Source organism: Marivivens niveibacter, from assembly GCF_002150005.2.
In the GTDB taxonomy this organism is placed as follows: Bacteria; Pseudomonadota; Alphaproteobacteria; order Rhodobacterales; family Rhodobacteraceae; genus Marivivens; species Marivivens niveibacter.
Genome location: NZ_MSPP01000005.1, coordinates 1 through 12518, shown reverse-complemented (window position 1 = coordinate 12518; position 12518 = coordinate 1). Strand labels below are relative to the sequence as shown.

Below are 12518 nucleotides of genomic sequence, written 5' to 3'. Positions count from 1 at the left end.
TTTGTATATATAGATCACCGAAAGAGTCAGCTTGATACTTCAATCGATCATTGAAACTTTCCAGCAGCAATTCAAGTATCATTAGAGTAATCTAATGCTGCCATTTGGGCATTTTCTGTCAAGCAGGGGTCAACTGACTTCAATTTAGTGTGGCATATGCCGCAAATCAAAAACGCTAAGATTGCAAATCGAGGAGACTCATGAATCTTGGATTGAGCAAAATGTACGTAAACAATCGACGCTCGGAAATGAGCATCGAGAACATTTTGCTGGGCTATGAATCGCCGGCTGCCATTATTGTTGATCGGCGTATGCGCGTTCTGGAAGCACATGGAACAATTATCCAGCTTTGGAGGAATGACGCCCCCTCGCTCCCTTGTCCACTAGACCAGTTTTTAAACAGCAGCACAGCAACCTTCGTTCAAGAAATGGCCACTAACGCCTTCAAAGGTCACTCGGCAACGCAGCAATTCGCTAATACATTCCTTAAGGCCCGAAAAATCTCCTCGTTGCCAGATGAACGCGTTTTGGTGACGTTTCGACAGATCGCCCAGTGGCATATGGATACGATCCCTGCAGGCAAAGATGATCAACCCACTCTCGAGCGATTATATTTTCTAGTAATACACGTAGATCAAGATCACACGGTTACATCCGTCACTGGCTCTTCAATGCTAGAAAAAACCTATGCCAAATTATTAACGAATAGCCGCCTGACCGAGAATAATTCAGACCGGCTAGGCCCCGATCTGCTGGCTGACCTCGACCGTGTGCAAAAAGGAAACCGTTCGATAACACGCCGCATTCCCATGCAGGGCACGCAGTTTATTCGACAGATCGAACAAAAAGATGACGGCTTTTCCATCTTTTTGAAAATGGACGTTACAGCCGCGCAGAACGAAATAGAGCGACAACAGTTTCTCGCTGCTCACGCTGAGCTGGCCAAGAGTTATGCCATGATCGGCCTAAGCGATAACCCAACCGCAGCCCTGCAAAGCATCTGCGACTATTTGGGAACAATGTTTTCCGATTGTCGGGTTGGTATCGTTCTATTCGATCAGGACCAAAAACGCGGCATTTTAGCAGCAGGCACAAAATGGCCAGAAGGGGTTATTGGTAAAAGCCGTGCCTATGGTATCGGACAAACAGAACTAACAGCTGCCAACCATTCCTATACAGTGGTCAAGGTAAACCCTGACAACGATACGATAGAAAGCCCTTCAAATTTCTGGACTTCGGCAGCAGAAGAACACTGTTTTGTCTGCCGGATAGGACGCAAAAGTGCGGTACGTGGCGCTATTGTCATGTACTCTAAAACTTTGAAAACCGTCCTCCCGACCCAGATCAGCGCAATAGAAGGCATGGCCGCTATCGCGGGCACCGCTCTACGTACCGCTATGGTTCAGGCAGAGTTGGCAGAAAATGAACGCCATTATCGCGACCTAGTCGGCGGCCTACCCATATTGGTTGGGATTACCGATGAAAACTTTACGTTTCTTCAGGTGAACGAAGCTTTTGAACAACTCGGGGTGAACCAGTTAGATGTTGGTGAAACCAGTGTCTCAGACATCTTTGGGCATGAAGCGGCTGCCCGTTTGCGCCGCAACCTGTTTTATAATGATGACACCACAACGTCTTGCGAAGCGTTGATCCCCGTTCCCGGAGGCGAGGACAATTATTACTTGCTCCAGGCGAACCGTCGCCAAGATGGACATCCTGGTTTTTATATCGTCGCCCTAAATATCGACGAACGCAAAAAAACCGAGGTGTTGAACAAAACCATTTCCGAAGAATTAGATCACCGCGTCAAAAACATCATTGCGCTTATCAACTCGATTGCATTCCTAACCAGTCAGCATACCGACAATATCGATGATTTCTTAGATACGTTTGAAGACCGGTTAAGTATGTTGGGCCGTACCCATTCGATACTGGCTGGTACGAAATGGAATGGGGCAACAGTCTACGATATAGTTGCAGCAGAAATTTCGCCTTTTGCGGATGTAAATTCCGATCGCATCAGGATTGATCAAACCCGTTTTGATCTGGACGTTAAAGGCGTTCAAGTGATTGCCCTCGTTATCCACGAACTAACCACCAACGCGATCAAATACGGCGCGCTCAGTGTTCAGAGCGGCATTCTAAATGTAAACTGGTCACAAACGTCCGATGACCTGATCATTAACTGGACTGAATCAAATGTCATCGGAACCAAAGACTCCGATCACAAAGGCGCTGGAACACAAGTGATCCATTCAACTATCGAACGACAACTTGGTGGACGTGTAGAACGGAATTTCACTGACGACGGCATTTCGTATCAATTCGTCATTCCACTAATAAAGATAACGAAGCAATCAGACGATTAACAAGTATCGCATCGAACACCAATCAAGGAGGGGTTGATCAATGCAGAGTGTACTAATTTTAGAAGACGAAGCCCTAATCGCAGACCTATTAGAAGCGACCTTGGTTCGCGCAGGTTTTCATGTTGTTGGTACAGCCGCAACACAAGATCAGGCGCGGTCGCTTTTGGCCAAGGACAAACCCTCAATAGCGCTGTTAGACATCAATCTGGGGGCAACAGAACGGTCCTATGATTTCGCCCGCGAAATCAGGAAACTAGACATTCCGTATGTCTTTTTCACTGGATATGAAACCACCACTTTGCCTGACGATTTGGCAGGATCACATGTTATGCCAAAAACAACACCACGTCGTCAGATTGCAAAGGTTGTTGAAACGATCTTATCGACCCAAACTGCCAAACCATATGCATGAAGCCTGTTCGGCCTCAAAGGCCAAGAAAGTGCTAGGCTTACGTTTCGGCTGATGCCGCCGGCGAAATCAAATCTTCTAGCAAGATTTGCAATTCACCTGGGTCTATATCCTTGCTGATCTTGGCATCTGCCGAACGCATACCGACTTCCATAATCGGGGAAGACAGCAACTCCGCTTGGCCTGTACAGACGACGATCTTTGTATCAGGCGATGCCGCTTTGGTTCGGTGTGTGAGCTGGACCCCACCACCATGTGGCATGATCATATCAATGATTGCGATATCGTAAAATTGCTGTGTGAGTTCAGCGATAAAATCATCGCTTTTCTCATAACACTGAACACCAAACCCCATGTCTTTCAGGCTTCCTGACATAACCTTTAAAAACAAAGGATTATCATCACAGACTAAAATTTTTGCCATGCCGGATGGTCCCCCTGAACCGTTCGCAATCGCGCAGCTCTAAACTACCGCCTTTTCCGTCATATACCTATCGAAAAACGCCTTACGGGTCTAGATAATGAACAACAGTTTCATTGCTTATTACCGTTAAAATTGGCATAATCTTCAAAACATAATCATTGGGTGGAACGCATGGTTGCGGTTGTAGCAATTGGTACGTCAGCAGGCGGATTAAAACCGCTTGAACACTTCTTTCATGGCATGGAGCCAGACACAAAAAATTGCTATGTCATCATCCAACACTTGTCACCTGGCTACAACTCGCTGATGGACGAACTTTTGGGCCGTCAATCAGCGCTAAAAATCAAAAAGATCCAAGATGGTGACAGGTTAGAGCCCGGCACGATCTACCTCAATTCACCATCCTTCCATATCGAATTGATTGATGATTGCTTCAAATTGGTGCCATACACGCAAAACGATGATATCCCCAGGTTACCAATTGATCATTTCTTTCGGTCCCTTGCTTACAGCGGCAATCGACCTGCGGTCGGGGTAATATTGTCGGGCACAGGGTCAGATGGATCAAAAGGCGCAGCCGTTTTGCAAAAATCTGGCGGCATTATTTTCACGCAAACTCCTAAAGAAGCCGAATTCGACGCTATGCCACAAGCGACGTTGAAAGAATGCCCTACGGCCATCACTGGTTCTGCAAACGAATTGCCTGCATTGATCGACAGTGGTATCGAAAAACTTCAAAATCAAGATTTGGCTGCAACCAACGTCAATCCACTGAAAGAGATCTTCAACTTAATCGAAACTGAGCACGGGATAGATTTTTCCCACTACAAAGAACGTACAATTCTTCGCCGCATTCAACGCCGGCGTGAAATTACCGGCGCCAAAGATGATAATGAGTTGCTTTTGCAACTAAAAAAAGATCCCATTGCGCTGCGTGATTTATACAGCGATCTGTTAATTGGCGTAACGGAATTCTTCCGCGATCCTGAATGTTTCGATCTGCTAAAAGAAATTGTTTACCCATCTTTAGTTGAAAAAATTAAGTCCGGAGAAGATATCCGGATCTGGGTTCCGGCCTGCGCAACCGGCGAAGAAGCGTACTCTATAGCAATTGATTTTGCCGAAACGCTTCATGAAAACAAAGCGCCTTTGAATTTCCGCATAATCGCAACAGATATTTTCCAGCCTGCGATCGATATTGCATCGGCAGGTTCGTATTCAAAAAAACAGTTAAAAAAATTACCCAAAGAAATTCGCCAACGGTATTTCGACGAAACGAATTCTGGATTCACGATCAAAAACGCGATTAGACAAAAAATCATTTTTTCACGACACAATGCAATTAGTAATGCGCCCTTCATGCGGATAGATTTGATATCATGCCGCAACATGATGATTTATCTTGGATCAACCGCTCAAGAGCAACTGCTGTCTAGGTTTACCTTCGGTTTGGAAAAGAACGGTTTTCTATTGTTAGGACCGTCCGAAAATCTGAGCACCTATTCTGGTGAGTTCGACGAACTGAGTAGCAAATGGCGCATATTCCGAAAAAATAGTGACAACCGCCGCCGCAGCAGCACCCTATTTTCCAATTCAGGACCTGCATTTAAAGCTATGCAAGTCAATGAACGCAGTAGGAACCAGCATATTCAACAACGCGCCTTGGCATCACGTCCAGCGCCTGTTGAAAATGAATACCGTGTTGACGCCGCATCACGCGAATACACTCGAAACAAACTGATCGCCGGCTATGACGCGCTTTTAAAACGCTATGCGCCATCGTCGATCCTTGTCGATACGGACGGTGACGTGCTGACGTGGTTTGGTTCGGCAGGCATGTATATCGACACCAAAAGCAATCTGGCAAATTGGCGTGTGTCTGAAATCGTTCACCCCGATTTGCAGTATTTCATCAACATCGCGTTGGAGCGAATTCGTAAGCACGATTTGGAACCATACCGCCGTAGAATTCAGCTCACGAATGAAGAAGGTGTTGCAAGCGATTTTAACCTAACAATTGAAGCCTTAGGAACGACCACTCAGTCCTCGCGCCCCGTTCTAGCGACGTTTAGCCTCACGTCGGAAACAGAAGAAGCAGATGATCAAAAACATCACGTTGAACATCTTTCTTCTGCGGAAGCTGATCGTGATATTCTAAACGCCCGCATCAACGAATTGACCCGCGATCTGCGACTAACCGAAGAGAGCCTACAGTTCGTCACCGAAAGGCTAGAAACAAACGCAGAGGAACTCCAAGCGTCGAATGAAGAACTGCAAGCATCCAACGAGGAATTGCAGGCATCGAACGAAGAGCTGCAAGCGTCCAACGAAGAACTACAAGCGGTCAACGAAGAGCTGCTGTCTGTCTCGGCAGAGCATGAACGTAAGATTGAATTAATCATCGAAGCCGCGCAGGACACAGAGATCCTATTAGAAATTATTGGCGCTGCCTGTTTGTTTACAGACGAAGATCACAACATCATTCGGTTCAGTGGACGCATGGGCCAACTGATGGGGTTCGAACCACAGGATGTGAATCGCCCAATCGCTAACGTCGGTCAAAAATTGGACTTCGTATCGTTGGAAGATTTGGCAAACCAAGCGCGGATTACTGAAACCGATTGCGTGGCAAAGGGCGAACTCAAAGGCAAACAGTTGGAAATAAAGTGTCGCTATATTCACAAATCGACACAGTCAGAATCCAACCGCTTTAGCTATATTTTCGCAGGGGAAGCCATCGAAAGTATAACGTAAGTCAATCACTTAAACCTGATTCACCCTTATGACAGACGACAGCATGAACGCCAGCCATCGATAGCCACGCATGCAATCTAGCGTGCGTGCGCCTTTTGGTTTTGCGACCGAAGTTTGTAATAGATGACGCGCCGTCGGCTGACTTGTCATAAAACTTTCATTTGGCATTTTCATCATATTTCATTAATTCGTGAAATATGGAAAAAGATTATCCCAGCCAACTGACAACACTTGGTCATCCTCAAAGATTAGCAATCTTTCGATTGCTGATGCGGAGGTATCCTGACCATGTTCCAGCTGGCGAAATCGCATCGGCCTTGGGGATAAAAGCCAGTACCGCCTCTACCTATCTTTCGGCTTTGATGCGGACGGGGCTCGTGATCCAACAACGGGCTGGAACATCGCTGCTATACGCGGTCGATATGACAACAGCGCGACATCTATTCGATTATCTTTTCAGCGATTGCTGCCGTGGTCGCGCTGATATCTGCCTCCCGTTTTTAGAGGAAAACGCTCTGCCTAAGCAGCGCAAATTTAACGTGCTATTTGTCTGCACAGGCAATTCAGCGCGTTCCATATTTGCGGAATCTATTCTGCGAAACACCCAGGCTGATAGGTTCAACGTTTACTCAGCCGGAACTCAGCCCAAATCGCAGATCAATCCTATTGCACTGAAAGTCCTACGCGATAAAGGGCACGACATTATCAGTCTAAAACCCAATCATATCAGCGACTTGACCGAAGATAAGGCGTTAAAATTCGATTTTATTTTCACCGTCTGCGATCACGCCGCAAATGAAGAATGCCGCGCCTGGAACGGCAATCCAATCACTGGACATTGGGGCCTGCCCGACCCTGTAAAAGACGCCGAAGGCGACGCCTTCTATCAAACCTATGACGCGATCAAGCATCGCATCGAACATTTCACAGCTATTGATCTAGAAAACCTTGGCCGTGTCGCGATCCAAAGATCAATCGACGATATTGGCCGCATCAGCCAAGAGGCGCGAACATGACTACCTACGCATTGAACGGATTGGGACGAATTGGCAAACTCGCCCTAAAACCCCTTATCGAAAGCGGTGCCAAAATCGCATGGATCAACGATGCCGTTGGCGATCCGGAAATACATGCGCATCTATTGGAATTCGACACTGTTCATGGCCGTTGGGATGCCGAATTTGCACATGACGCAGACAGCGTGACGATCAATGGGACGCGGCTACCGTTTGTGGGCACGAAAAACATTTCAGACCTGCCACTGGATAGTGTCGATGTTGTGATCGACTGCACCGGTGTCTTCAAAACCGAGGCCGCGATCGCCCCGTATTTCGACGCAGGCGTGAAAAAGGTTGTGGTCTCTGCTCCCGTCAAAGATGGGAACGCAGCCAACATCGTTTATGGCGTAAACCATGACATTTACGATCCAGCCGCCCATCGCATCGTCACTGCTGCATCGTGTACGACCAACTGCATTGCTCCTGTGGTCAAGGTTATTCACGAAACCTTTGGGATCAAACACGGATCGATTACGACCATCCATGATGTCACCAACACCCAGACCATCGTAGATCGCCCAGCCAAGGATTTGCGCCGCGCCCGCTCTGCCCTCAATTCGCTAATCCCAACAACAACGGGATCCGCAACAGCGATTACGTTGATCTATCCCGAACTAAAGGGCCGTCTGAACGGTCACGCTGTGCGTGTGCCGTTGCTGAATGCATCGCTGACAGACTGCGTTTTTGAATTAGATCGTCCCGTGACAGTCGAAGACGTAAATGCGGCGTTCGAAACTGCCGCCAATGGCACACTCAAGGGTATCTTGGGCTATGAAACGCGGCCATTGGTGTCGACTGATTACACGAACGATGCACGATCATCGATTATCGACGCGCTATCAACAATGGTGATCAATGGCACCCAGCTAAAGGTTTACGCGTGGTACGATAACGAATGGGGCTACGCACATCGTTTGATCGACGTGGCACGCATGGTTGGGGCATCGCTGTGACAACCCAACCCCAAGGAATGTCCGCCTACATCGCGGTCACTGCCGCCTATTGGGCGTTTATGCTGACTGATGGTGCGCTGCGGATGCTGGTTTTGCTGCATTTTCACACGCTGGGTTTCAGCGCGGTGCAATTGGCATATCTGTTTATCCTATACGAAATCGCAGGGATGGTGACCAACCTAACAGCCGGCTGGATCGCACAGCGGTTTGGCCTGACGTCGACACTCTATGCAGGCCTAGGGTTACAAGTCATCGCGCTTGTCGCGCTGGCCCAATTAGACCCCAGTTGGACTATTGCCGCATCGGTCGCATTCGTAATGTGTGTTCAGGGTCTATCGGGGGTCGCCAAAGATCTAGCAAAGATGTCGTCGAAATCAGCCGTAAAGCTTTTGGCTCCATCAGCCGATGGCGGGCTATTTCGCTGGGTCGCTATCCTGACGGGTTCAAAAAACGCAGTCAAAGGGTTTGGTTTTTTAATCGGGGCCGCACTGTTGGCTGTGGCAGGATTTGACGGGGCCGTTTTAACAATGGCCATCGCGGCAGGGGCAATCCTCATCGCTGTCGTCCTGTTCATGCCACCCGGTCTGCCAAAGGGCAAAAAGGGCACAAAATTTTCGGACGTTTTTTCGAAGTCCGCGAATGTAAACTGGCTTTCCGCAGCCCGCGTATTCCTGTTCGGCGCACGAGACGTTTGGTTTGTCGTCGGTATCCCGATCTATTTCTACGCGGTTTTGTCTAATGGGTCCGAGGCAGGCAATCGCACTGCTTTTTTCATGATCGGCACATTTATGGCAGTTTGGATCATACTCTATGGAGTTGTACAGGCAGCAGCGCCTAAAATCCTACGCGCAGCCCAAAGGCCTGAAACCGAATTGATCCGTGCCGCAAGAGCGTGGGCATTCGCACTGTTTTTCGTACCTGCCGCGCTAACAATCGCACTCGCGCTATCCCCTGCCCCACAAATGTGGCTGACGGTGACATTGGTTTTTGGATTGCTGGTATTTGGCGCAATTTTCGCCGTCAATTCGTCGCTTCATTCCTATCTAATTCTCGCATTTTCAAAATCAGAACGTGTAACGATGGACGTCGGTTTTTACTACATGGCCAACGCAGGTGGGCGCCTTATCGGCACACTGTTGTCTGGTTTGACCTACCAAATCGGCGGGCTGACATTGGTCATGGCAACAGCGGCTATCATGGTACTACTGGCGGCCCTCACATCGGGCCGCCTGTCGGCTCAAGACCCAATCATAGAGTGAACGCCGCAACAAACACATCCAGGGCGGCATCACTGTCATTTGCGGCCCAGGCCTCCATCGCGACCGGGCCAGTATAACCCATTTTATGCAAAGCGCGCGCAACACCGGCATAATTGATCTCTCCGGTGCCCGGCTCGCATCGCCCCGGATTATCGGCAACCTGTATTTCCCCGATCCAAGGCAAACAGGCTTCGCACCAGCGAGTTAGATCGCCTTCGCCGATTTGCGTGTGATATAGATCCAGATTAATCCGCAATTGCGGACGATTCACGGTGGAAACCAATTCCAAGACATCAGCAGTGGACCCGAACGGACATCCTGGGTGATCCCATGGGTTCAGGTTTTCGAGCGTAAACACGACGCCCTCTTCCTCGGCCATATCGCAAATGCGGTGCAACGTATCACGGGCACGTTGCATCATCCCTGGGGCAAAAACACCATGCTGAGGGATCGGGATACCCCCATCACCCAGACCCGTGCCGTGCAGATTCAGTCGGTCCACTCCCAATCGTTTACCGACCTGCGCAGTTTCACGTGCAGATGCGATCAATGTTTCGGCGCCCTCTGCATCCGTTAAACGGCCCTGCAGATATCCGTTCATGATAGTATAATTCGCGCCAACAGCCTCTAGCGAGGATAGATCATGATCAGGGTAGTTCCACAGCCCGACGCCCAAACCACGTTCGGTTAGTCGCGCCGCACGCCATTCAATTGGTTTGTCCTGCCACAGCATTTCCGCGCAGGCCGCTAATTGGAAAGATTGAGTCATTTGTATTCCACTTTTGGTTTACATCAAATGTTCGACTTCAGGGGCGGCGATGAAACGCCATTTGCGCAGAGGTCCTGCCATGACGTTTAGATAGTACATCTCGAACCCGTGAGGGGCTCCGCAGGGGTGGTGACCACGCGGGACGCAGACGACGTCGCCGTCATAAACGGCCATGGTTTCGTTCAGGGTCAGATCGTCGGTGTAGACGCGCTGAATGCCCCACCCCCCCTCGGCGTTGATCCGATGGTAATAGGTTTCTTCCAGATAGGTGATGTTTGGGAAATCATCTTCGTCATGGCGGTGGCTTGGGAACGACGACCAGTGACCAGCGGGGGTGAAGACTTCGGTCACCAGAAGGCTGTCGCAATAATCTTCATTTTCCATCGCAATGTTGTTGATGTAGCGCGTGTTCACGCCTTCGCCGCGCTGGGTCAGGGTGATGCCGTCGGGTCCGATTTTGCGGGCCTTGTGGCCGGATTTCCCAGGGGCCAGACAGACCGCGATGGTGCAATCCGTGGTCGCTGTCGCATCCCAGTTTTCGTCATTTGGCACATATAGGCAGTGCGGCGGCGTCTTTTCAAAGACGTTCATCCGCTCGCCCAATTCGCCCCAGTTTTCACCAGCTGCGTTGATCGTGGCTTTGCCTTCGACCATGACCAAAATGGCCTCGTTCGAACCAGTTGCCTCGGCAATGGTTTCACCTGCGCGCAAACGGTACAGCGAAAATCCAACATAGCGCCACCCCGCAGACTGCGGGGTGATTTCGTGGACTTTGCCATGTGTACCGAACGGGTTTTTCAGAAGATCTGCCATAACTGATCCGATCAAGCAGGGATCAACCCGACATCGCGGGCGATCCGTTTCAATGTGTGCAGGCCCAGCGTCTGATACATCAGCGGGTTGCGGATGTCGGGGTCCTGTTCGGCCTCGATTACAATCCAACCGTCATAGCCCGCATCCTTGAGGATCTGCAAAAGCGGCGTGAACTCGACCCCGCCCTCTTGGTCGCCAGGCACGGTGAACACCGACCCACGAACGCCGTCCATGAACGACCAGCCTTCGTCCTCAACGCGGGCGCGAACGGCAGGGCGCACATTTTTCGCGTGGAAATGGCGCACGCGGTCTACATGTTTGCGCAGCACGGTTTCGGGATCGCCACCGCCAAAATAACAATGGCCCGCATCAAACAGCAGTTTGGTTTTGCCGCCCGCTACGGCCGTGGCTGCCATAAAGGCGTCTATATCTTCGGGGCTTTGCACGACCGTGCCCATGTGATGGTGATAGACCAGATCGATGCCCTGATCGGCGCAATAGGCGGCGATTTCCTCGACGCGGTTCGCAAAATCAGTCATCCCCGCCGCGTCCAAAACTGGGCGTTCGGACAGAGGTTTTGGCTGGCCCTGAATGGTGTTGGATGTCTCACAGGCGATGCAAACGGTGCAACCGTTGTGTTTCAATTTATCCAGATGCGACTGGATCGCGGCCTTCTCATCGTCAATCGAATTGGCCAGTACATTCAACGAATGCCACCCCGAGATAAATTTCAGATCATAATCTGCCAGGAGGCTGCGCAGGGCTTCGGGGTCGTCCTGCGGCCAGCGGTGACCGTTCTCGATCCCGTCAAAACCGATCAGGTGGCCCGCCTCTTTTAGAATGCGAGACGTCGGTATATCCGCGCCGATGGATTGGTCGTCGTCATTGGCCCATGCAATGGGGTTTGTGCCGAATTGGATCATGGGTCTGTCCTTAATTAGCCAGCGATTGATTAGAGATTTGGTTTAGGTATTCGGCGAAGCGGTCGCGTTGTTTTTGACGTTCGGAGACTTGTGGTACGGCGACGTCCCAGAAGTATCCGTGTTCGCCTGCGGTGGTTTCGATACCGGTGCCGGGGAAGTCTTTGGCGATTGTGTCGATGACGATCACGGTTGGGATGTTGCGGGTCCGCGCCGCCTTGATCTCGGCCTCGAGCTGGTCGGTGTTCGCCGCTTTGACCGCATGCGCGCCCATCGATGCAGCGTGCATGACATAGTCGATTTCTGGCTGAACCTCGACGTTGCAATCAACGTACATGTTGTTGAACGGCTCGCCGCCGCAGCCCATGGTTTGCAGGCGGTTGATACAGCCGTAACCGCGGTTGTCGGTCAGAACGACGGTGAACGGAATGCGGCGCATGACGGCCGTCGCCAGTTCCGCATTCGCCATCATATACGATCCATCCCCGACAAAGCAGATCACGTCACGCTCTGGCGCGGCCAGTTTGATGCCCAATGCGCCAGCGACCTCGTAGCCCATGCAGCTATAGCCGTATTCCATGTGGTATCCGCCTTGGCTGGGCTGCCACAGCAGTTTCAATGCGCCTGGCATGGTGCCCGCTGCGCACATGGCAATCGCGCTGTCGTCGGTCGCGCGTTGAACGGCGCCGATCACCTGACCGTCGGTCGGTTTGGCGTCCTGATCATCAGGGCGTGCGCAATAGGCATCCACCGCGCGCAGCCAATCGATCCGCTGTTCAGGATCACAGGC

Annotated in this window: 11 protein-coding genes; 6 read left to right on the top strand and 5 right to left on the bottom strand. The window is 50.5% G+C overall.

Translation table 11 applies throughout. The features are described from left to right. Positions 1-200 precede the first annotated feature (200 nt). Positions 201-2369, top strand: a complete 2169-nt coding sequence (locus BVC71_RS12740) for an HWE histidine kinase domain-containing protein (RefSeq protein WP_086452080.1) — start codon at positions 201-203, stop codon at positions 2367-2369. 40 nt (positions 2370-2409) lie between these two features. Beyond that, positions 2410-2781, top strand: a complete 372-nt coding sequence (locus tag BVC71_RS12735; RefSeq protein WP_086452079.1) for a response regulator — start codon at positions 2410-2412, stop codon at positions 2779-2781. A 37-nt stretch (positions 2782-2818) separates the two neighbouring features. On the opposite strand, the gene BVC71_RS12730 is transcribed toward BVC71_RS12735, so the two are convergent. Further along, positions 2819-3202, bottom strand: coding sequence for a response regulator (locus tag BVC71_RS12730; protein ID WP_086452078.1), 384 nt, complete (start codon positions 3200-3202; stop codon positions 2819-2821). A 171-nt stretch (positions 3203-3373) separates the two neighbouring features. Here BVC71_RS12730 and BVC71_RS12725 point away from each other — a divergent pair, with 171 nt between their 5' ends. The 4 genes from BVC71_RS12725 (at position 3374) to arsJ (ending at position 9226) form a co-directional block, all read left to right on the top strand. Continuing rightward, a complete protein-coding gene (locus BVC71_RS12725; RefSeq protein ID WP_133064540.1) occupies positions 3374-5956 on the top strand; it encodes a CheR family methyltransferase in 2583 nt (860 codons plus the stop codon). A gap of 197 nt (positions 5957-6153) precedes the next feature. Beyond that, positions 6154-6972: an arsenate reductase/protein-tyrosine-phosphatase family protein gene (locus tag BVC71_RS12720; protein WP_086452076.1), complete on the top strand. Its 819-nt coding sequence runs from the start codon at positions 6154-6156 to the stop codon at positions 6970-6972. Then, complete coding sequence (locus tag BVC71_RS12715) at positions 6969-7967, top strand: ArsJ-associated glyceraldehyde-3-phosphate dehydrogenase (protein WP_086452075.1); 999 nt, start codon at positions 6969-6971, stop codon at positions 7965-7967. Before BVC71_RS12720 ends, BVC71_RS12715 begins: the two co-directional genes overlap by 4 nt. Positions 7968-7984: 17 nt before the next feature. Continuing rightward, a complete protein-coding gene (arsJ, locus tag BVC71_RS12710; protein WP_086452074.1) occupies positions 7985-9226 on the top strand; it encodes an organoarsenical effux MFS transporter ArsJ in 1242 nt (413 codons plus the stop codon). Here arsJ and BVC71_RS12705 read toward each other — a convergent pair. The 4 genes from BVC71_RS12705 to BVC71_RS12690 all read right to left on the bottom strand — a co-directional run. Next, positions 9216-9995 carry a TIM barrel protein gene (locus BVC71_RS12705; protein WP_086452073.1) on the bottom strand — a complete coding sequence of 260 codons (780 nt, stop codon included), beginning with the start codon at positions 9993-9995 and terminating at the stop codon, positions 9216-9218. The two genes, arsJ and BVC71_RS12705, sit on opposite strands and share 11 nt — an antisense overlap. 18 nt (positions 9996-10013) lie before the next feature. Then, entirely contained in the window at positions 10014-10808 is a 795-nt protein-coding gene (gene iolB, locus BVC71_RS12700; RefSeq protein ID WP_086452072.1) for a 5-deoxy-glucuronate isomerase, read from the bottom strand. An 11-nt stretch (positions 10809-10819) separates the two neighbouring features. Then, positions 10820-11731, bottom strand: a complete 912-nt coding sequence (gene iolE, locus BVC71_RS12695) for a myo-inosose-2 dehydratase (protein WP_086452071.1) — start codon at positions 11729-11731, stop codon at positions 10820-10822. 10 nt (positions 11732-11741) lie between these two features. Beyond that, on the bottom strand, positions 11742-12518 hold a 777-nt coding region (locus BVC71_RS12690; protein ID WP_240516852.1), incomplete at its 5' end, for a thiamine pyrophosphate-dependent enzyme.